The organism is Kribbella sp. NBC_00482 (assembly GCF_036013725.1).
GTDB lineage: Bacteria > Actinomycetota > Actinomycetes > Propionibacteriales > Kribbellaceae > Kribbella.
Window position 1 is genome coordinate 1,314,925 of the sequence record NZ_CP107881.1, and the last position, 20,241, is coordinate 1,335,165.

Annotated in this window: 19 protein-coding genes; 2 read left to right on the forward strand and 17 right to left on the reverse strand. The window is 68.3% G+C overall.

Annotation, left to right across the window (positions count from 1 at the left end):
* Positions 1–8: 8 nt before the first annotated feature.
* A complete protein-coding gene (locus OHB24_RS06645) occupies positions 9–938 on the reverse strand; it encodes an ArsR/SmtB family transcription factor (protein WP_327638055.1) in 930 nt (309 codons plus the stop codon).
* Between the two features lie 127 nt (positions 939–1,065).
* On the opposite strand from OHB24_RS06645, the gene OHB24_RS06650 reads away from it, so the two are divergent.
* Together OHB24_RS06650 and OHB24_RS06655 are read left to right on the forward strand one after the other, a co-directional pair.
* Positions 1,066–1,929, forward strand: coding sequence for a hypothetical protein (locus OHB24_RS06650; RefSeq protein ID WP_327638056.1), 864 nt, complete (start codon positions 1,066–1,068; stop codon positions 1,927–1,929).
* A gap of 36 nt (positions 1,930–1,965) precedes the next feature.
* Positions 1,966–2,400, forward strand: coding sequence for a peptidase inhibitor family I36 protein (locus OHB24_RS06655; RefSeq protein ID WP_327638057.1), 435 nt, complete (start codon positions 1,966–1,968; stop codon positions 2,398–2,400).
* Positions 2,401–2,448: 48 nt separating this feature from the next.
* On the opposite strand, the gene OHB24_RS06660 is transcribed toward OHB24_RS06655, so the two are convergent.
* From OHB24_RS06660 to OHB24_RS06735, 16 genes are all read right to left on the reverse strand, one after another.
* Positions 2,449–3,471, reverse strand: a complete 1,023-nt coding sequence (locus tag OHB24_RS06660) for a polyprenyl synthetase family protein (protein ID WP_442913950.1) — start codon at positions 3,469–3,471, stop codon at positions 2,449–2,451.
* Positions 3,468–5,048, reverse strand: a complete 1,581-nt coding sequence (gene nuoN, locus OHB24_RS06665; protein ID WP_327641024.1) for an NADH-quinone oxidoreductase subunit NuoN — start codon at positions 5,046–5,048, stop codon at positions 3,468–3,470. The genes OHB24_RS06660 and nuoN overlap by 4 nt, the downstream gene beginning before the upstream one ends.
* Before the next feature lie 5 nt (positions 5,049–5,053).
* Entirely contained in the window at positions 5,054–6,577 is a 1,524-nt protein-coding gene (locus OHB24_RS06670) for an NADH-quinone oxidoreductase subunit M (RefSeq protein ID WP_327638058.1), read from the reverse strand.
* Complete coding sequence (gene nuoL, locus OHB24_RS06675) at positions 6,574–8,442, reverse strand: NADH-quinone oxidoreductase subunit L (protein WP_327638059.1); 1,869 nt, start codon at positions 8,440–8,442, stop codon at positions 6,574–6,576. Before nuoL ends, OHB24_RS06670 begins: the two co-directional genes overlap by 4 nt.
* An 11-nt stretch (positions 8,443–8,453) precedes the next feature.
* Positions 8,454–8,753, reverse strand: coding sequence for an NADH-quinone oxidoreductase subunit NuoK (gene nuoK / locus OHB24_RS06680; RefSeq protein ID WP_130441814.1), 300 nt, complete (start codon positions 8,751–8,753; stop codon positions 8,454–8,456).
* The gene (locus OHB24_RS06685; protein ID WP_327638060.1) at positions 8,750–9,553 is read right to left on the reverse strand and encodes an NADH-quinone oxidoreductase subunit J; all 804 of its coding nucleotides are present in this window, start codon (positions 9,551–9,553) and stop codon (positions 8,750–8,752) included. The genes nuoK and OHB24_RS06685 overlap by 4 nt, the downstream gene beginning before the upstream one ends.
* Positions 9,550–10,104, reverse strand: a complete 555-nt coding sequence (nuoI, locus tag OHB24_RS06690; protein ID WP_327638061.1) for an NADH-quinone oxidoreductase subunit NuoI — start codon at positions 10,102–10,104, stop codon at positions 9,550–9,552. Before nuoI ends, OHB24_RS06685 begins: the two co-directional genes overlap by 4 nt.
* A complete protein-coding gene (nuoH, locus tag OHB24_RS06695; protein WP_327638062.1) occupies positions 10,097–11,404 on the reverse strand; it encodes an NADH-quinone oxidoreductase subunit NuoH in 1,308 nt (435 codons plus the stop codon). The genes nuoI and nuoH overlap by 8 nt, the downstream gene beginning before the upstream one ends.
* Complete coding sequence (locus tag OHB24_RS06700; RefSeq protein ID WP_327638063.1) at positions 11,401–13,830, reverse strand: NADH-quinone oxidoreductase subunit G; 2,430 nt, start codon at positions 13,828–13,830, stop codon at positions 11,401–11,403. The genes nuoH and OHB24_RS06700 overlap by 4 nt, the downstream gene beginning before the upstream one ends.
* Complete coding sequence (nuoF, locus tag OHB24_RS06705) at positions 13,827–15,137, reverse strand: NADH-quinone oxidoreductase subunit NuoF (RefSeq protein WP_327638064.1); 1,311 nt, start codon at positions 15,135–15,137, stop codon at positions 13,827–13,829. Before nuoF ends, OHB24_RS06700 begins: the two co-directional genes overlap by 4 nt.
* Before the next feature lie 2 nt (positions 15,138–15,139).
* The gene (gene nuoE / locus OHB24_RS06710) at positions 15,140–15,859 is read right to left on the reverse strand and encodes an NADH-quinone oxidoreductase subunit NuoE (protein ID WP_327638065.1); all 720 of its coding nucleotides are present in this window, start codon (positions 15,857–15,859) and stop codon (positions 15,140–15,142) included.
* The gene (locus OHB24_RS06715; RefSeq protein ID WP_327638066.1) at positions 15,860–17,197 is read right to left on the reverse strand and encodes an NADH-quinone oxidoreductase subunit D; all 1,338 of its coding nucleotides are present in this window, start codon (positions 17,195–17,197) and stop codon (positions 15,860–15,862) included.
* Complete coding sequence (locus tag OHB24_RS06720; protein ID WP_442913951.1) at positions 17,197–17,904, reverse strand: NADH-quinone oxidoreductase subunit C; 708 nt, start codon at positions 17,902–17,904, stop codon at positions 17,197–17,199. Before OHB24_RS06720 ends, OHB24_RS06715 begins: the two co-directional genes overlap by 1 nt.
* A complete protein-coding gene (locus OHB24_RS06725; RefSeq protein WP_130384815.1) occupies positions 17,901–18,455 on the reverse strand; it encodes a NuoB/complex I 20 kDa subunit family protein in 555 nt (184 codons plus the stop codon). Before OHB24_RS06725 ends, OHB24_RS06720 begins: the two co-directional genes overlap by 4 nt.
* Position 18,456: 1 nt before the next feature.
* Entirely contained in the window at positions 18,457–18,816 is a 360-nt protein-coding gene (locus OHB24_RS06730) for an NADH-quinone oxidoreductase subunit A (protein ID WP_131335373.1), read from the reverse strand.
* Between the two features lie 86 nt (positions 18,817–18,902).
* On the reverse strand, positions 18,903–20,216 hold the full coding sequence (locus OHB24_RS06735; RefSeq protein ID WP_327638067.1) for a geranylgeranyl reductase family protein: 1,314 nt from the start codon (positions 20,214–20,216) through the stop codon (positions 18,903–18,905).
* Positions 20,217–20,241 lie beyond the last annotated feature (25 nt).

Here is a 20,241-nt window from a genome sequence, read left to right on the forward strand (position 1 = left end):
CGTAGGCGTCAGGCGCCTTGGCTCAGAAGGGTCAGTCCTAGTTCCGAGGCGGTGTGGACAACTCGTCTGCCGTCGCGGTCGCTGATGATCAGGCCGGCTTCTCGCAGGATCTTCGTCTGTTCGCTGGACGAAGCCTGCGAGATGTCGAGCCGCTTGGCCAGCTCGCTGGTGGTGCAGGAACCGCCGGCCAAGCAGTCCAGCATGGCCGCGCGGGTTCGGCTCAGAAGATCCTCCAGCCGGGCGCCGGCTGCTCCCGGATCCAGCCAGCCGAGCCGGTGGGACACCGGGTAGATCAGCACCATCGGCTCGCCGGGCAGGTCCATCAGGGTGATGTCGTTGAAGGCGAAGAACGACGGCTGCAGAACGACGCCGCGGCCGCCGAGCTCGATGTCGAGCTCGGACCGTTTGTTGACCAGCACGATCGCAGGTGGCTCCCAGCGCAGGGTGCCACCGATCCCGGACAGCAGGCCGTCGATGCCCTGCGCGCACAACGTCCGGCGCTGGGTGAGCAGTTCCTCGTTGACCTGTCGGCGCATCTCACCCCAGTACGGCGCCAGGTGGGCGGCGTGGAACCGGCCGAGGGCGGTGACGAGTCGCCGCAAGGTCTCCGGATCGCCGGACGCGAGAGAGCGCGCCCACCCCGGTAGCGGCGTCTCGTCGCCGAGCCGTCCGAGATCGGTACGCAAGGTCGTGCGCGGCGTCCGCAAGACGGCCTCGAAGCCCTCCCGAAGGTCGGTCGTTCCGGCCACCGGAGTAAGGAAGTCCGGCGAATAGCCCCAGGCCGGGACCAGCGTCTGGAGCGCTCGCCAACGCGCAGGCCGGTGCAGCCGGACCTTGCGGCGCCAGGGGTCGAACACCAATCCACCGACCCCGTTGGTGATCGCCTGCAGCCCGTGGACCAGTTCCCACATCGGATCGATGGCCGGTGCCAACCGCACCCGGCGAATGTCGTCAGTACTCAGGTGGATGCGCCACATATTGCCCCCCAGGTCGTTCCCACCAGGAATTCGGCCTGAACCTAAGTATTCGCGGAGACCGGGGTCATCCGACTTAGCGTCCTGAGTCATGAGGACTCACTACGCCGCGCTGGTGCTCGCCGTCGGCCTGCTCGCCGGATGTGCGAGCGAACCCGCGCCGGTGGCCGCGCCGGAGCCGACGCCCACCGTCGTACCGCGTCCCCTGACCACCGCCGAGCGAGCAGAACTGGCAGACGCCGAGGCCGAGATGACCAGGCGTTGCATGGAGCGCGAAGGCTTCCAGGTGTTCCTGACGAAGGCTCCGGCCGGTCCGCCCGACCTCCCGTACGGCAACGACGATCTACAGTTCGCCCGGCGTTCGGGGCTCGGGCTGGCGACCGTGGACACCGGGAAGCTCCGCGCGACCGACCCGAACACCCGGTACGTCGCGAGCCTGCCTGCTGATCGGCAGCAGGCGTACGGCCGGGCGCTGAACGGCGATCCGAACCAGGCGATGTCGGCGCAACTGCCGGACGGAAGCACCGACAACATGAGCCGGGTCGGATGCACCGCCTGGGCGCAGTCCGAGCTGTACGGCGACGGCGAACGCTGGTTCCGGGTCAGCGCGATCGTCAATTACCTGCCGGCCGAGTACCTGCCGAAGATCGATGCAGACCGCCGGTTCCGCACGGCCCTCGCCGGCTGGACCGCCTGTATGCGACGCGCAGGCCATCCAGTGGCCGGCCCGGGCCAGCTCCGTGCCGGCTTCCCGGCGTACCGCACGGTGCCATCGGCCAAGGAGATCGCGGCGGCGATCGCCGAGGCGACCTGTTCCCGGGCCTCTCAGCTGATCGCAATCGGGAAGCGGCTCGAGCGCGAGCACCAAGCCACGGTCTACCACGCGCACCGCGATCTGGTGCTGGAGTACCAGACCTTGTCCGTCGCCGCGCTGGCCCGTGCTCGCACCTACTGACCACCACGTTCATCACCAACAGAAGAGGAGAGTGCAATGCTCAAACGCATGGCCGGCATCGGCGCCGGCGTCCTACTCACCGGAGCGACCCTGATCGCAGGCGCAACCGAGGCGCAGGCAGAACCAGGCGGTTGCAAACCCGGACAGTTCTGCGCCTGGTACTACTCGGACTACAGCGGTCCTGCCGTCAAGGAGTACGGCGACGCCACCTGGCCCGGCGCGGGCGGCCTGACCGGCGACGGCAAGATCGGCAACGACGACACGGCGTGGTTCAACAACGGCACCCCCTGCGCGGGCTGCGACCACGTCCGGGTGTACAACGTGGGCAGCACCAGTGGGAAGGTGACGCTGTGCGTCCATCTGGGGCACTGGGGAAAGTACAACAAGACCATCGACACCCATCAGGCCTACAACAAGGGCGACATGCACCGTTGGGGGCCGGAGTGCCGCAGCGGCGAGCCGCAGCTGTGAGGTGACGCCGGGCCCGCGGGTCATCCTGCGGGCCTGGCGGGTCGCCGGTCAGACCGAGCGGGTGGCTACCAGGTCGCAGAGGGCGTCGAGGGCTTCTCGGCCGGGGCCCTCGGGAAGGGTGGCGAGGAGTTTTCGGGCGTCGGCCGCGCGGCGGCGTACGTCGTCTTCGGCCTGGCGGAAGGCGGCGTGCGAGCGGAGCAGGTCCAAGGTCTCCGCGAGGCGGGCGTCGTCGGAGAGGTCGGATTCCAGGAGGTCCAGGAGGCGGGCGTCCGTGGGATCCGTGGGGTCTGCCTGAGCACGGAAGATCAGGACCGGGAGGGTCGGAACGCCCTCGCGGAGGTCGGTGCCGGGGGTCTTGCCGGACTGGCCGGACTCCGACGCGATGTCCAGAAGGTCGTCGGCGAGCTGGAAGGCCACACCGATCTCCTCGCCGAACGCCCGCAGCGACTCCTGGATCTCCTCGGACGCACCGGCGTACCGGGCGCCGAAGAGCGCGGACGTCGCGATCAGCGAGCCGGTCTTGTCCGCCACCACCGACAGGTAGTGCTTCAGCGGGTCTTGGCCTTCGCCAACACCCATCGTCTCGCGGATCTGGCCCTCGACCAGGCGGCCGAAGGTGCGGGCCTGGATCCGGACCGCTTCCGGCCCGAGGTCCGCGACCAGGTCCGACGCGCGGGCGAACAGCCAGTCACCGGACAGGATCGCGACCGAGTTGTCCCACCGGGCGTTCGCCGTCGACGAGCCCCGCCGCAGCACGGCCTCGTCCATCACGTCGTCGTGGTGCAGCGTCGCCACATGAGTGAGCTCGACGACGACCGCCGACTTCACGACATCGTCGGACGAGACGTCAGCACCGAACTCCGCCGCCAGCAGCACCAGCAGCGGCCGGAACCGCTTGCCGCCGGCAAGCATGACGTGCTGCGAGGCGGCCGTGACGAACGGCGCCTCCGACTGGGTCGCGTCGAGCAGGGCCTGCTCCACACGCTCCAGCCCAGCACGAACCCGGGACTCGAGCGCCGCGTCGGCGAACTCGAATCCCAGGCTCTCGGCCGGCAGCGGGGTCGGACTCAACGGATGAACTCACCAGCTCGGGCCGCCAGGTCGAGCACCGGTCCGGGAACCAGACCGAGAACCACCGTGGCGGCAAGACCCAGAGCGACCGCCGACGTGGTCTGCCAACCCGGCAGCGCCACGTCCGGCGCGTCGGCCGGCAGGTCGGAGAAGAACATCAGCACGATCACGCGGACGTAGAAGAACGCGGCGACCAGGCTGGACAGGACCGCGACGACGACCAGCGGCCACGCGCCACCGGTCCACGCCGCGCTGAAGACCGCCCACTTGCCGGTGAAGCCCGCGGTCAGCGGAATGCCGGCGAAGGACAGCAGGAAGAACGCGAAGATCCCGGCCAGCAGCGGCGACTTCTTGCCCAGGCCCGCCCAGCGGGACAGGTGCGTCGCCTCGCCGCCCGCGTCGCGCACCAGCGTGACGACCGCGAACGCGCCGATGGTCGGGAAGCCGTACGAGACCAGGTAGAACAGCACCGCCTGCGTCGAGGTGATGCCGTTGTGGACGCCGCTCCCGGCCTGCGCGAGGCCGACGAACGCGGTCAGCAGGAAGCCCGCGTGCGCGATCGAGGAGTAGGCCAGCATCCGCTTGACGTCGGTCTGCGTGATCGCGACGATCGAACCGACGACCATGGTGAGGATCGCGATGATCCACATCATCGGCGCCCAGTCCCAGCGCGAGCCGCCGAGCGCGACGTAGAAGACCCGCATCAGGCCGACGAACGCGGCGATCTTGGTGCAGGCCGCCATGAAGCCGGTGACCGGCGTCGGAGCGCCCTGGTACACGTCCGGCGTCCAGGAGTGGAACGGTACGCCGCCGACCTTGAACAGCAGGCCGACACCCAGCAGGCCGGTGCCGGCGAGCAGGATGGTGTCGCTCCCGGTGTCCGAGGCGAGCGCGTCGGCGATCCCGCCGAGCGACATCGTGCCCGCGTACCCGTACAGCAGCGCGATCCCGAACAGCAGGAACGCCGACGAGAACGCACCGAGCAGGAAGTACTTCATCGCGGCTTCCTGCGAGATCAGCCGGCGACGACGCGCCAGACCGCACAGCAGGTAGAGCGGCAGCGAGAAGACCTCGAGCGCGACGAACAGGATCAGCAGGTCGTTCGACGCCGCGAACAGCATCATGCCGCCGACCGCGAACAGCGTCAGCGGGAAGATCTCGGTGTGCTCGACGCGCGCCGCCGTACCCTCGCGCTCGGCCTCGGACCCCGGTACGGCGGCCGCTTGGCCGGCGAACGCGGACAGGCCGCCGTCGATCGAGCGCTCCGCGAACAGCAGCACGCTGATCAGCGACAGCGCCAGCAGGATCAGCCAGGTGAACAGCGCCGGGCCGTCGACCGAGATCGCACCCTGGGCGGCGAGCAGTTCCTTCTTGCCGTTCATCAGGATGCCGGTCAGCACACCGGACACGACCACGGCGACCACCGCGATCGCCAGCTGCACCAGGTGCCGCAACGGCCGCGGCAGGAACGCCTCGACCAGGACGCCGAGGCACGCCGCGCCGAACACGACGAACAGCGGAGCCAGCTCGTTGTACTCGATCTTGGGCGCCGTGAAGTCCGCCAGCGGCAGCAACATCGCGCTCACTTCTGTCCCTCCGTCACGGGGATCTGCGGTGCCTTGTCGGTCACGCCGACCCGCTGCATGGTCTCGTCGACCGCGGGCTTGATGATGTCGACCACCGGCTTCGGGAAGATCCCCAGGCCGATGATCAGGACCACGAGCGGCGCGATCGCCAGCACCTCACGCGCGTTCAGGTCCTTCAGCTTCTCGATCCCGTCGCGGACCGGACCGGTCATTGTGCGTTGGTACATCAGCAGGATGTACAACGCGGCCAGCACGATACCGAGTACGGCGATCACCGCGATCACCTTGTGCCGGCTGAACGTCCCGGCCAGCACCATGAACTCGGAGATGAACGGCGACAGACCGGGCAGCGCCAGGCTGGACAGGCCCGCGAACAGGAACGTGCCGGCCAGCACCGGGGCGACCTTCTCCACCCCGCCGTAGTCGGCGATCCGCGCGGACCCGCGCCGGGAGATCAGGTACCCGGCGACCAGGAACAGCGCCGCGGTGGAGAGACCGTGGTTGAACATGTACAGCGTCGACCCGGTCAGGCCCTGCGACGTCAGCGCGAAGATACCCATCACGATGAAGCCGAAGTGCGAGATCGAGGTGTACGCGATCAGGCGCTTGATGTCGGTCTGGCCGATCGCCAGCAGCGCGCCGTACAGCACCGAGATCAGCGCCAGCACCAGGACCACCGGGGTGGCCCACTCGGACGCGTTCGGGAACAGGCCCAGGCAGAACCGGATCATCCCGAAGGTGCCGATCTTGTCCAGGATGCCGACCAGCAGCACCGACGTACCCGGCGTCGCCTCACCGGCCGCGTCCGGCAGCCAGGTGTGGAACGGCACCATCGGCGCCTTCACCGCGAAGGCGAAGAAGAAGCCGAGGAAGAGCCAGCGCTCGGTGTTCTGGCTGATGTCCAGCTTCATCAGGTCGGCCAGCAGGTACGACGGTTCGCCCTGCTTCGCCGAGACGACGTACAGGCCGACGACCGACGCCAGCATCAGCAGACCGCCGAGCAGCGAGTAGAGCAGGAACTTCACCGCGGCGTACGAACGCTGCGGGCCGCCGAAGCCGCCGATCAGGAAGTACATCGGGATCAGCGTGGCCTCGAACAGCACGTAGAAGAGGAACACGTCGGTGGCGGAGAACACGCCGATCGACAGCGCCTCGAGGCCGAGGATCCAGGCGAAGAAGGACTTCTCCGACCAGCGGCCGTGCGACGCGTCGTTCCAGGACGCGATCATCACGATCGGCGTCAGCAGCGCGGTCAGCACCACCAGCACGATGCCGACACCGTCGAGGCCGAGCGCGTAGTGCGCGCCGAAGGCCTTGATCCAGGTGTGCGTCTCGGCGTACTCCTCGCCGCCGTTGCGGTGGTAGCCGATCGCGACGATCGCGGTCAGCACCAGCGTCACGAGCGAGAACCCGAGCGCGACCTGCTTGGCCGTCAGCGCTTTCGCCTTCGGCACCAGCATCGTCGCGATGGCCCCGACGAACGGCAGGAGCAATAACAGGGTCAGCCAACCGATGTTCACGACAACCTCACCGCGAGGAGGGCGACGACCACGAATGCGGCGCCGAAGACCATGCTGAGTGCGTACGAACGGACGAAGCCCGTCTGGAACCGGCGGAGCCGGCCGGACAGACCGCCGAAGAGTGCGGCCAGGCCGTTGACCAGGCCGTCGACGCCCCGGTTGTCGAGCCAGACCAGCGTCCGGGTCAGGTACTGCCCGGGCCGCATCAGGACCGCCTCGTTCAGCGCGTCGCCGAACAGGTCCCGGCGGGCGAAGACGGTGACCGGCGAACCGGCCGGCGCCTCCCGCGGGATGTCCCGGCGGTACTTGAGCACCGCGATGACGATGCCGACGGCAACCACCGCGAGGGTGATCAGCGTCATCACCAGGGCACTCACCGGCGGGTGGTGCTCCTCGTGACCGACGATCGGCTCCAGCCAGTCGACGATCCAGTGACCCGCGAAGTACAGCGCGCCGCCGCCCAGCGACAGCGCCGCCAGGATGATCAGCGGCCAGGTCATCACGGCCGGCGACTCGTGCGGGTGCACGTCCTCGGCCCAGCGCTTCTTGCCGAAGAACGTCATCAGCATCACCCGCGTCATGTAGAACGCGGTGATCCCGGCGCCGAGCAGCGCGCACAGACCGATCACCGTGTTGTCCGCGAACGCGGCCTCGATGATCTTGTCCTTGCTGAAGAAGCCGGCGAACGGCGGGATGCCGAGGATCGCCAGGTAGCCGAACGCGAAGGTCGCGAAGGTGATCTTCATCGGCGTCCGCAGGGCGCCGTAGTGGCGCATGTTCACGTCGTCGTTCATGCCGTGCATGACCGAGCCGGCGCCGAGGAACATGTTGGCCTTGAAGAAGCCGTGGGTGAGCAGGTGGAAGATCGCGAACACGTACCCGGCCGGGCCGAGACCCGCGGCGAGCATCATGTAGCCGATCTGGCTCATCGTCGAACCGGCCAGGGCCTTCTTGATGTCGTCCTTGGCGCAACCGATGATCGCACCGGCGAGCGCGGTGACCGTACCGACGATCACCACCGCGGTGGACGCGGCGTCGGTGACCTCGTAGATCGCGTGCGACCGGACCACCAGGTAGACGCCGGCCGTGACCATGGTCGCCGCGTGGATCAGCGCCGACACCGGGGTCGGGCCCTCCATCGCGTCCAGCAGCCAGGACTGCAGCGGCACCTGCGCGGACTTACCGCAGGCGGCCAGCAGCAGCATCAGGCCGAGCAGCGTGGCCCAGGTGCTCGAGACGTGCTCGGCGCCGGCGTTCACTCCTGCGAAGGCCGAGGTGCCGAAGAGCGCCCACATGCTCATCACCGCGAGCGAGAGGCCGATGTCACCGACCCGGTTCACCACGAACGCCTTCTTCGCGGCGACCGCGGCCGAGTTCTTGTGCTGCCAGAAACCGATCAGCAGGTACGACGCCAGACCGACGCCCTCCCAGCCGACGAAGACCAGCAGGTAGTCGGCCGCGAGCACCAGCAGCAGCATCGCCGCGATGAACAGGTTCAGGTAGCCGAAGAACCGCCGCCGGCGCGGGTCGTGCTCCATGTAGCCGATCGAGTAGATGTGGATCAGCGAACCCACACCGGTGATCAGCAGCACGAACAGGATCGACAGCGGGTCGATCAGCAGCGTGAAGTCGACCTTGATCTGGCCGACCGAGAACCACTCGAACAGCCGGACCGTCTCGGACCGCTCCTCGCTCGCCTGGCCCCGCATCTGGAAGAACAGCACGACGCCGAAGGCGAAGGAGATCACCGGCGCCAGCGTGCCCAGCAGGTGACCCCACGCGTTGGTGGCCTTGCCACCGAGCAGCAGGATCGCCGCGGACAAAGCCGGTACCGCGACCAGCAGCCACGTCAGCTCATGACTCATCGGTGCTTACCTCAGTACTTGAGCAGGTTGGCGTCGTCGACCGAGGCCGAGCGACGGGTGCGGAAGATGGCCATGATGATCGCCAGCCCGATCACGACCTCGGCCGCGGCCACCACCATCACGAAGAAGGCGGCGATCTGGCCGTCGAGGTTGCCGTGCTGGCGGGCGAAGCTCACGAACGCGAGGTTGGTCGCGTTCAGCATCAGCTCGACGCACATGAAGACGACGATCGCGTTCCGGCGTACCAGCACGCCCAGCGCGCCGATACTGAACAGGATCGCCGCGAGCACGATGTACGGCTCGGTACTCACTTGTCGTCCTCCTCGACCGGGAACTCGCCTTCGGCGGTGAGCGTGCGGACCTCGTCGACGTCCGCGCGCTCCTCGGCTTCGGGGAACACGGTGCCACGTGCCTGGAGCACCCGCGAAACCGAGGTCGGTGCGATCGACCCGTCCGGCAGCAGGGCCGGGGTGTCGACGGCGTTGTGCCGGGCCAGGACGCCCGGCGTCGGCAGCGGGCCGGGGTGGATGCCCTGTTCGGCGTACTTGCGGATCCGCTCCTCGGCGTGGTCGCGCTGCGTCTTCTTCTTGGTCAGCCGCTCGCGGTGGGCCAGCATCATGGCGCCCATCGCCGCGGTGATCAGCAGCGCCGACGTGACCTCGAAGGCGAACACGTACTTGCCGAACAGCAGTTGCGCGATGCCCTTCGGGTTGCCGTCCGGCTGCGCCTCGGCGAGCCCGGTCGGGTTGCCGTAGACCGCGTTGCCGACGGCGGCGACCAGCAGTGCGCCGAAGCCGAGGAACGCGATCCCGGCGAGCAGCCGCTGACCGCGGATCGTCTCGACCAGCGAGTCGGACGCGTCGACGCCGACCAGCATCAGCACGAACAGGAACAGCATCAGGATCGCGCCGGTGTAGACGATGATCTGTACGGCGAACAGGAACGGCGCGTCCTGCGCGGCGTACTGCACCGCGAGGCAGATCATCACGGTCGCCAGCAGCAGCGCCGAGTGCACCGCCTTACGGACCAGCACCATGCCGATCGCGGCCAGGATCATGACCGGGGCCAGCAGCCAGAACGCGACCTGCGGCCCGGTGACCAACCCGATCATTTGGCGTCCCTCCCGTCGGCGTGCGATGCCCCGCCGGTCAGACCGAGGTAGTAGTCCTTCTCGGTCTTGCCGAGCTGCATCTCGTGCGGCGGCTCCTGCATGCCCGGGAGCAGCGGCGCCAGCAGGTCCTTCTTCTCGTAGATGAGGGACTCGCGGCTGGTGTCGGCCAGCTCGTACTCGTTGGTCATGGTGAGCGCCCGGGTCGGGCAGGCCTCGATGCACAGACCGCAGAGGATGCAGCGCAGGTAGTTGATCTGGTAGACGCGGCCGTAGCGCTCACCGGGCGAGAAGCGACCGGTCGAATCGTCCGCGTTGTCCGCGCCCTCGACGTAGATCGCGTCCGCGGGGCAGGCCCACGCGCACAGCTCGCAGCCGACGCACTTCTCCAGCCCGTCCGGCCAGCGGTTCAGCTGGTGCCGGCCGTGGAAGCGCGGTGCGGTCGGCTTCTTGTAGAACGGGTACTCCTCGGTGAACACCTTCCGGAACATCGTCCGGAAGGTGACCCCGAACCCGGCTACCGGGTCCCAGAGGGACTCTTTGACACTAGCCACGACTGCCTGCCTTCGATTTCGGCTCGGTCTGCTGACTGGGGAGCGGTGGTGGCACCGGGAACCCGCCGGCGAAGGCGTCGAACTCCTCGCCGTCGGCGACCTCAGCCGGCTCTTCCTTGGGCTTCTGCGGGACGAACATGCTGATCACCGCGATCACCAGCACGACCGCGGCCGCGACCAGCAGCGTCGTACGGCTGAAGTTGGTCTCGCGGCCGACCGCACGCACGGTGGCGACCAGCAGGATCCAGGCCAGCGAGATCGGGATCAGGACCTTCCAGCCGAACTTCATGAACTGGTCGTAGCGCAGTCGCGGCAGCGTTCCGCGCAGCCAGATGTAGAAGAAGATGAAGCACATCAGCTTGCCCATGAACCACAGCACCGGCCAGAAGCCGGAGTTCGCGCCGTCCCAGATCGAGATCGGCCACGGCGCCCGCCAGCCGCCCAGGAACAGCGTGGTGGCCAGCGCGGAGACGGTCGCCATGTTGATGTACTCGGCCAGGAAGAACATCGCGTACTTGATCGAGGAGTACTCGGTCAGGAAGCCCGCGACCAGCTCGCCCTCGGCCTCGGGCAGGTCGAACGGCGCCCGGTTCGTCTCGCCGACCATCGAGATCACGTAGATCACGAACGACGGGAAGAGCAGGAACGCGTACCACCCGGGCAGCGGGATCTCGGCCCCGAACCAGTGCACGGTCTGGTGCGACTGCGCCGCCACGATCTCCGAGGTGGACAGCGAGCCCGCGAACAGGAACACCGTCACCAGCGCCAGTCCCATCGCGACCTCGTACGAGATCATCTGCGCGCTGGACCGCAGACCACCGAGCAGCGAGTACGTCGAGTTCGACGACCAGCCGCCGAGCACGATGCCGTAGATGCCGATCGAGGCGATCGCCATCACGTACAGCACCGAGACCGGCAGGTCGGTGAGCTGCAGCCGGGTGTAGGTGTCGGTGAACGGGATCTTCACCGTCGGGCCGAACGGGATCACCGCGAAGGTGAGGAAGGCCGGTACGGCGACGATCGCCGGCGCCAGGACGAAGACCAGCCGGTCGACGCCCTTCGGCATCAGGTCTTCCTTGAGCATCAGCTTCACACCGTCGGCCAGCGACTGCAGCAGACCCTGCGGGCCGTGCACGTTCGGGCCGATCCGGTGCTGCATCCGCGCCACCACCCGGCGTTCCCACCAGATGTTGAAGAGCGTCAGCACCACCAGGAAGACGAAGATGAACAGCACCTTGATGAGGATGACCCACCAAGGATCGTGTCCGACCCCGGCGTCCGGTACCGCGAGCGGCATCATGCGTTCCCTCCGGCGATCGTCACGATCGAGCCATGGTCTGCGTGCAACGACCGGCGGACGTGGGAGTCGGCCGAGTTGGTCGGCAGCCAGACCACGTTGTCGGTCATCGGGGTGATGACGACCGGCAGCCGGATGCTCCCGGCGTCGGTGCTCACCACCAGCTCATCGGAGTCGGCGACACCGATCCGGCGCGCGGTGGTCAGCGAGACCCGGGCGACCGGCGTCCGCGCGGTCGCGGTCAGGTGCGGCTCACCGTCGCAGGCGCGGCTGTCGTCGATCAGCATCCGCCACGTCGCGAGGCGGGTGGAGTCGAACGCGCCCAGGGCCGGACCGGCCTGGTACGTCGGCTCCTGGGCCCGGTCGCCGTCCCAGCGGCCGAGCTCGTCGTACTCGCGCTTGGCGCCGTCGGTCGTGCTGAAGCCGAGCGGGTTGCCCATCTCCTGCGCCAGCGCGGCCAGCGCGCGGACGTCCGGCATCGCGGTCGGCACCTGGAGCACGACCGGGAACGGCCGCTCGCGGCCCTCCCAGTTCACGAAGGTGCCGGACTTCTCCGCCGGCGGTACGACGGGGAAGACCACGTCGGCGTACTCGGTCACCTGCGAGTTGCGAACCTCGAAGCTGACCACGAACGGCACGGCCTCCAGCGCGGCGAGCGCGGCGGCCGGGTCGGGCAGGTCGTCGATCTCGACACCCGCGACGACCAGCGCCTGCAGCGATTCGGCGTTGGCGATGATCTCGGTCAGGTCCTTGCCGGGCTCGCCCGGCAGGTTGTCCACACCCCAGGCGGCCTGCAGGTCGACCCGCGCCTGCGGGTCGCTGACCAGCCGGCCACCGGGCAGCAGGCCCGGAAGGCAACCGGCCTCGAGCGCGGCCCGGTCGCCCGCACGCCGCGGGATCCAGGCCAGCTGCGCACCCGTGTCGAGCGCGAGCCGGAGCGCCGACGAGTACCCGCCCGGCGCCGCGGCCAGCCGCTCGCCGACGACGATGATCGAGTCGGCACCGAGCGCGGCCCGGGCAGCTGCCCCGGCCTCGCCGGCGTTACCGAGATCCGCGAGTACGGCGGCCTCGGTGCCCGGCGAAGCCTGGACGACGACGCCGTCGAGCTTCTCCACACCGCGAGACGCGTACGCCGCGATCGTGAACACCTTGGTGCCGTGCGTCTTCACGCCCTTGCGCACCCGGAGGAAGACCGACGGCGACTCTTCCTCGGGCTCGAACCCGACGAACAGGACAGTGCCTGCCTTCTCCAGGTCCGCGAACGTCGTACCCAGGCCGGTGCCGGCCACCGCGGCGGCGAGGAAGTCGGCCTCCTCCGCGGAGTGCGGGCGGGCCCGGAAGTCGATGTCGTTGCTGCCCAGCGCAACCCGGGCGAACTTCGAGTACGCGTAGGCGTCCTCGACGGTCAGCCGGCCGCCGGTCAGCACTGCCGCGTTGCCACGCGCCGCCGTCAGCTTCTCGGCGGCGAAGGTCAGCGCCTCCGGCCAGGACGCCGGCCGCAGCTCGCCGTCCTCGCGGATCAGCGGGTGGGTCAGCCGGTCACCGGTGGTCGCGTACTGGAACGCGAACCGGTCCTTGTCGGAGATCCATTCCTCGTTGACCTGCGGGTCGTCGCCGGCCAGCCGGCGCATCACCTTGCCGCGCCGGTGGTCGACCCGGATCGCCGCACCGGACGAGTCGTGCTCGGCCACCGACGGCACCGACACCAGGTCGAACGGCCGCGAGCGGAAACGGTACGCCGCACTCGTCAGCGCACCGACCGGGCAGATCTGGATCGTGTTGCCGGAGAAGTAGCTCTCGAAGGGCTCCTTCTCGTAGATGCCGACCTGCTGCAGCGCGCCGCGCTCGATCAGCGCGATGAACGGGTCACCGGCGATCTGCTCGGAGAAGCGGGTGCAGCGCGCGCAGAGGATGCAGCGCTCACGGTCCAGCAGCACCTCGGCCGAGATGTTGATCGGCTTCGGGTAGGTCCGCTTGATCTCGTGGAAGCGGGTCTCGCCCCCGCCGTTCGACATCGCCTGGTTCTGCAGGGGGCACTCGCCGCCCTTGTCGCAGACCGGGCAGTCCAGCGGGTGGTTGATCAGCAGGAATTCCATCTGCCCGTGCTGAGCCTTCTCCGCCACCGGCGAACTCACCTGGGTGCGGACGACCATGCCGTCGGCAACGGTGATCGTGCAGGAGGCCTGCGGCTTGGGCATCCCCCGGCCGTTCCCGGCGTCGGTGATCTCGACCAGGCACTGCCGGCAGGCGCCGACCGGGTCGAGCAGCGGGTGGTCGCAGAACCGCGGGATCTGGATCCCGATCTGCTCCGCGGCCCGGATCAGCAGGGTGTTCTTGGCAACCTTGACCTCGATGTCGTCGATGGTGACCGTCACCAGATCGGTGCGCTCCACCTCCGACCCGGCCGGCGGGTTCGCTTGGATCGTCATGCGCTAGCTCCAGCAGTCGCGAAGACAGTGCTTGCCATCGGGTCGAACGGGCAGCCGCCGTTCTCGAAGTGCGCCAGGTACTCGTCCTTGAAGTGCGCGATCGAGCTGGTGATCGGCGCGGTCGCACCGTCGGCCAGTGCGCAGAACGAGCGGCCGGTGATGTTCTCGCACAGGTCAAGCAGGGTGGCCAGGTCCTCCTCGGTGCCCTTGCCGTGCTCCAGCCGCTCGAGGATCTGCACCAGCCACCACGTGCCTTCGCGGCACGGCGTGCACTTGCCGCAGGACTCGTGCTTGTAGAACTCGGTCCACCGCAGCACCGAGCGGACCACGCAGGTGGTCTCGTCGAAGATCTGCAGCGCCTTCGTGCCCAGCATCGAACCGACCGACCCGACGCCCTCGTAGTCCAGTGGTACGTCGAGGTTCTCGGCGGTGAGCAGCGGGGTTGAGGACCCGCCCGGGGTCCAGAACTTCAGCTCGTGCCCCTCGCGGATACCGCCGGCCAGGTCGATCAGCTGCCGGAGCGTGATGCCCATCGGCGCCTCGTACTGGCCCGGGCGGGTGACGTGCCCGGACAGCGAGTACAGCGTCATGCCCTTGGACTTCTCGGTGCCCATCGAGGAGAACCAGTCCGCGCCGTTCTTGATGATGACGGGAACCGACGCGATCGACTCGACGTTGTTGATAACAGTGGGGCACCCGTACAGACCGGCCACGGCCGGGAAGGGAGGACGCAGCCGAGGTTGACCGCGACGTCCTTCCAGCGAGTCCAGCAGCGCCGTCTCCTCGCCGCAGATGTAGGCGCCGGCGCCGGCGTGCACGACCACGTCGAGGTCGTAGCCGCTGCCGAGGATGTTCTGGCCGATGAAGCCGGCGTCCTTGGCCTCCTGGACCGCCTGCTGCAGCCGGCGGATCACGTGCAGGACCTCACCGCGGACGTAGATGAACGCGACGGACGCCCGGATCGCATAGGACGAGATGATGACGCCCTCGACCAGCGTGTGCGGCGAGGCCATCATCAGCGGGATGTCCTTGCAGGTGCCCGGCTCGGACTCGTCCGCGTTCACCACCAGGTACTTCGGCTTCGGGTTGTCCTGCGGGATGAAGGACCACTTCATCCCGGTCGGGAAGCCCGCGCCGCCACGGCCGCGCAGACCGGAGTCCTTGACCGTGGCAACGACATCGGCCGGCTGCAGGGTGAGCGCCTTGCGCAGCGCGTCGTACCCGCCGGTGCGCTGGTACGACGCCAGCTGCCAGGCGTTGATCTGGTCCCAGTTGTCGGAAAGCACCGGGGTCAGCGTGTCCACCATGGTCAGCCCTCCTTCGGGGTCTCGGAGCCGTTCGGGGCCGACCAGTTGCGCTCGCGGGCCAGGCGGAGGCCGGCCAGCGTGGCCTTGCCGCCGGTCGGGCCCTCGTCGGCACGGCCATCGGTGTACCCGGCCAGCACCCGCTCGGCCTCGCGCCAGGTGCAGATCGTCGCACCGCGCGGCGACTTCACCTCGGTGCCGTCCCGCAGGTCGTCGACCAGCTGGGTAGCGGACTCCGGCGTCATGTCGTCGAAGAACTCCCAGTTGACCATCATCACCGGCGCGTAGTCGCAGGCGGCGTTGCACTCGAGGTGCTCGAGGGTGATCTTGCCGTCCTCGGTGGTCTCGTCGTTGCCGACGTCGAGGTGCTGCTTCAGCCGGTCGAAGATCAAGTCGCCGCCCATCACCGCGCACAGCGTGTTGGTGCAGACGCCGACGTGGTAATCGCCGACCGGACGGCGCTTGTACATCGTGTAGAAGGTGGCCACCGCCGACACCTCGGCGCCGGTCAGTTCGAGCACGTCGGCGCAGGCCTCGATGCCCTCCGGGGTGACCCGGCCCTCGACAGACTGCACCAGGTGCAGCATCGGCAGCAGCGCGGACCGGGCGACCGGGTACCGCGCCGCGATCTCGCGCATCTCCGCGATCGTGGCGTCGGTGATCTTCGAGTCGCCGGTGCTGTACGGCACCGTCTTGTCGGTAGCAGTCGTGTGGTTCTCGGCCATTTAGCGGTCCACTCCACCCATCACCGGGTCAAGGCTGGCGACGGCGACGATCACGTCGGCGACCTGGCCGCCCTCGCACATGATCGGCATCGCCTGCAGGTTTGCGAAGGACGGGTCACGGAAGTGCACCCGGTACGGCTTGGTGCCGCCGTCGGAGACGACGTGCGCACCCATCTCGCCGCGCGGCGACTCGATCGCCACGTACGCCTGGCCGGCCGGGACCCGGAAGCCCTCGGTGACCAGCTTGAAGTGATGGATCAGCGCTTCCATCGACTCGCCCATGATGTGCTTGATGTGGTCGAGCGAGTTGCCCATCCCGTCGGCGCCGACGGCCAGCTGGCTCGGCCAGCCGATCTTCTTGTCGGCGACCATCACCGGCTGGCCTTCCATCTTCTCCAGCCGGTCGGCGCACTGCTCGACGATCTTCAGCGACTCGTGCATCTCCTGCAGCCGCACCCGGAACCGCCCGTAGGAGTCCGAGGAGTCCCAGGTCGGTACGTCGAAGTCGTACGTCTCGTAACCGCAGTACGGCTGGCTCTTGCGCAGGTCCAGCGCGTAGCCGGTGGAGCGGACCGTCGGGCCGGAGATGCCGAGCGCCATGCAGCCGGCCAGGTCCAGGTAGCCGACGTTCTGCAGCCGCGCCTTCAAGATCGGGTTGGCGTTGCAGAGCTCGGCGTACTCCTTGAGGTGCTTGTTCATCCACGTGATGTACTCGCGGATCTTGTCCAGCGCACCCGGCGGCAGGTCCTGCGCGACACCGCCCGGCCGGATGAACGCGTGGTTCATCCGCAGGCCGGTGATCAGCTCGAACAGGTCCAGGGTCTTCTCACGCTCGCGGAAGCCGATCGTCATCACGGTCAGCGCGCCGATCTCCATACCGCCGGTGGCGATGCAGACCAGGTGGCTGCTGATCCGGTTGAGCTCCATGAGGAGCACCCGCATCACGTTCGCCTTGTCCGGGATCTCGTCCTCGATCCCGAGCAGCCGCTCGACCGCCAGGCAGTACGCCGCCTCGTTGTAGAACGGCGACAGGTAGTCCATCCGGGTGACGAACGTGACGCCCTGCACCCAGGAGCGGAACTCCATGTTCTTCTCGATACCGGTGTGCAGGTAGCCGATGCCGCAGCGGGCCTCGGTCACGTTCTCACCGTCGAGCTCGAGGATCAGCCGGAGCACGCCGTGCGTGGACGGGTGCTGCGGGCCCATGTTGACGACGACGCGCTCTTCGGGCTCCTCGTCGAGGCCGGACACGACCGAGTCCCAGTCCTGGCCGGTGACGGTGAAGACCTTGCCCTCGGTGGTGTCCCGGGTGGTCGCGTACGGATCTGTTGCGGTCATTAGTTGTACGACCTCCGCGTGTCGGGCGGTGGGATGACAGCGCCCTTGTACTCGACGTCGATACCGCCGAGCGGGTAATCCTTGCGCTGCGGGTGACCCGGCCAGTCGTCGGGCATCTGGATGCGGGTCAGGGCCGGGTGTCCGTCGAAGACGATGCCGAAGAAGTCCCAGGTTTCCCGCTCGTGCCAGTCGTTGGCCGGGTAGACCGAGACGATCGACGGGATGTGCGGGTCGGCGTCGGGCGCCGACACCTCCAGCCGGATCCGCCGGTTGTGGGTGATCGACAGGAAGTGGTAGACGGCGTGCAGCTCGCGGCCGGTCTCTTCCGGGTAGTGCACACCGCTGACGCCGGAGCAGAACTCGAACCGTAGTGCCTCGTCGTCACGCAGGTGCCGGCTCACCTCGAGCAGGTTCTCGCGCTTGATGTGCAGCGTCAGCTCGCCGCGGTCGACGACGACCTTCTCGATCGCCCCGTCGGCGGCCAGGCCTTCCAGCCGGTCCACCGCACCGTCGAACCAGGAGCCGTACGGCTTCGGCGTACCGCCCGGCAGCGCGACCTGACGACGCAGGCCACCGAAGCCGGAGGTGTCACCGGTACCGCGGACACCGAACATGCCCTCGCGCTGCTCGATGACCTCGGCCTCCGGAGTCTGCGCGTCACCAGCGGCAGAAGTCGCCGGCAAGTTCTCCGGCTGCGAATCACTCACCGCAACAGACCCTTCATCTCGATCGTCGGGGCGGCGGTCAGGGCCGCGGCCTCCAGCTCGGTCTCCAGCGCCTTCTTGTGCGCGCCGAGCTTCATGTGCTGGATCTGGTCGTGGATCTTCAGGAACGCGTCCAGCAACATCTCCGGCCGCGGCGGGCAGCCGGGCAGGTACATGTCGACCGGTACGACGTGGTCCACGCCCTGCACGATCGCGTAGTTGTTGAACATGCCGCCCGACGACGCGCACACGCCCATCGCCAGCACCCACTTCGGGCCGGGCATCTGGTCGTAGATCTGGCGCAGCACCGGAGCCATCTTCTGGCTCACCCGGCCGGCCACGATCATCAGGTCGGCCTGTCGCGGCGAGGCCCGGAAGACCTCCATGCCGAACCGCGCGGCGTCGTACCGCGGGGCGCCGGTGGTCATCATCTCGATGGCGCAGCAGGCCAGCCCGAAGGTTGCCGGCCACAACGAGGCCTTGCGCATGTAGCCGAGCAGTCCTTCGACGGTGCTCAGCAGGACGCCGGCCGGAAGCTGTTCCTCAAGACCCATGTCAGTCCCACTCCAGTCCGCCGCGGCGCCACACATAGGCGTACGCGACGAAGACGGTGACGATGAAGATGACCATCTCGATCAGCCCGAACAGCGCCATCTGGTCGAAGGCCACCGCCCACGGGTAGAGGAAGATGATCTCGATGTCGAACACGATGAACAGCATCGCGGTGATGTAGTACTTCACCGGGAAGCGCCCACCGCCGACCGGCTGCGGAGTGGGCTCGATGCCGCACTCGTAGGAGTCCAGCCGGGCCCGGTTGTAACGCTTCGGGCCGACCAGCGCGCTAACGGTGATGCTGCCTGCGACGAAGAGCGCCGCGAGCACACCGAGAGCGAGAATCGGTGTATAGGGGTGCATCGCTGCGTGCTCCCTCCTTCAGCCGGTGGTCTGTACTTGTCTTTGGATATCAGTAGGCGTGTGGCTCAGCTCACTCGCCCCGCCGGTCAGGCGGCCGGGGCGAGCTTCGTGAGGCCGTTGATGATCTTGTCCATCACGTCCCCGTCACGCGGGTCGGTGAGGTTGGCGAGCAACTTCAGGGTGAACTTCATCAAGGTGGTGCGCGGCAGACCGTACTTCGTGCAGAGCCGCATCACCTCCGGATTTCCGATCAGCTTCACGAAGATCCGGCCGAGCGTGTAGTAACCGCCGTACTCCTGCTTCAGCGCCTTCGGGTACGCCGACAGCGCGCGTTCCCGCTGGTTCGGCTGCCGGTGCAGCGCCTGGGCGGCGACCTCGGCGGCGAACGCCCCGGACTCCATCGCGTACGGGATGCCCTCGCCGTTGAACGGGTTGACCATGCCGCCGGCGTCGCCGAGCAGCATCAGGCCGCGGGTGTAGTGCGGCTGCCGGTTGAAGCCCATCGGCAGTGCGGCGCCCCGGATCGGGATGGTCTGGAACTCGTCCCGGAACTGCCACTCCTCGGGCGTGACCTTGAGCCACTGCTTGAGCAGGTCGGCGTAGTCGACCTTGCCGAACGCGTCCGAGGTGTTCAGGATGCCGAGGCCGACGTTGACCGTGCCGTCGCCCATCCCGAAGATCCAGCCGTAGCCGGGAAGCAGCACGCGGCCACCGGGCTGCTTCGGGTCGTCGGCCCACAGTTCCAGCCACGACTCGAGGTAGTCGTCGTCGGTCCGGGGGCTCGTGAAGTACGTCCGTACGGCGACACCCATCGGGCGGTCGTCGCGCTTGTGCAGGCCCATCGCGATGCTCAGCCGGGACGAGTTGCCGTCGGCCGCCATCACCAGTGGCGCCCGGTACTCGACGTCGCCGCCGGCCCGGCGGCCGTTGTCGTCCACCGGCTTCGCGGTGACGCCGACGATGTCGCCCTTGGCGTCGAGGATCGGGCCGGTCACGTTGGTCCGCTCCCGCAGCCGCGCCCCGGCCTTCTCGGCCTGCCGGGCGAGCATCTCGTCGAAGTCCATCCGGTTCCGGGTCAGCCCGTAGTTCGGGTGGCTGGCCAGGTCCGGCCAGTCGAGCTGCAACTGGTGCCCGGCGCCCTGGATCCGGAGGCCGTAGTTGCGGATCCAGCCGGCCTCTTCGGAGATGTCGATGCCCATGTTGATGAGCTGCTTGGTGCCGCGCGGGGTGAGCCCGTCGCCGCACACCTTCTCCCGCGGGAACGCGGTCTTCTCCAGCAGCAGGACGTCCAGTCCGGCGTTCGCCAGGTGGTACGCCGCTGCCGATCCGGCGGGTCCGGCACCGACGACGATCACATCGGCGGTCTCCGCCTGCTGCCCGCTCGGCACGCTCTCGCTCATCTCTCCGGCCTGGATGTTGTTGGGG

Excerpts from the sequence above, each read along its gene's own strand:
- OHB24_RS06650 (WP_327638056.1), top strand. The coding sequence starts at position 1,066 with ATGAGGACTCACTACGCCGCGCTGGTGCTCGCCGTCGGCCTGCTCGCC.
- OHB24_RS06655 (WP_327638057.1), top strand. The coding sequence starts at position 1,966 with ATGCTCAAACGCATGGCCGGCATCGGCGCCGGCGTCCTACTCACCGGA.
- nuoN (WP_327641024.1), bottom strand. The coding sequence starts at position 5,048 with ATGTTGCTGCCGCTGGCGGACTTCACGGCGCCCAAGATCGAGTACAAC.
- nuoL (WP_327638059.1), bottom strand. The coding sequence starts at position 8,442 with ATGAGTCATGAGCTGACGTGGCTGCTGGTCGCGGTACCGGCTTTGTCC.
- OHB24_RS06685 (WP_327638060.1), bottom strand. The coding sequence starts at position 9,553 with ATGATCGGGTTGGTCACCGGGCCGCAGGTCGCGTTCTGGCTGCTGGCC.
- nuoH (WP_327638062.1), bottom strand. The coding sequence starts at position 11,404 with ATGATGCCGCTCGCGGTACCGGACGCCGGGGTCGGACACGATCCTTGG.
- OHB24_RS06700 (WP_327638063.1), bottom strand. The coding sequence starts at position 13,830 with ATGACGATCCAAGCGAACCCGCCGGCCGGGTCGGAGGTGGAGCGCACC.
- nuoF (WP_327638064.1), bottom strand. The coding sequence starts at position 15,137 with ATGGTGGACACGCTGACCCCGGTGCTTTCCGACAACTGGGACCAGATC.
- nuoE (WP_327638065.1), bottom strand. The coding sequence starts at position 15,859 with ATGGCCGAGAACCACACGACTGCTACCGACAAGACGGTGCCGTACAGC.
- OHB24_RS06715 (WP_327638066.1), bottom strand. The coding sequence starts at position 17,197 with ATGACCGCAACAGATCCGTACGCGACCACCCGGGACACCACCGAGGGC.
- OHB24_RS06725 (WP_130384815.1), bottom strand. The coding sequence starts at position 18,455 with ATGGGTCTTGAGGAACAGCTTCCGGCCGGCGTCCTGCTGAGCACCGTC.
- OHB24_RS06730 (WP_131335373.1), bottom strand. The coding sequence starts at position 18,816 with ATGCACCCCTATACACCGATTCTCGCTCTCGGTGTGCTCGCGGCGCTC.
- OHB24_RS06735 (WP_327638067.1), bottom strand. The coding sequence starts at position 20,216 with ATGAGCGAGAGCGTGCCGAGCGGGCAGCAGGCGGAGACCGCCGATGTG.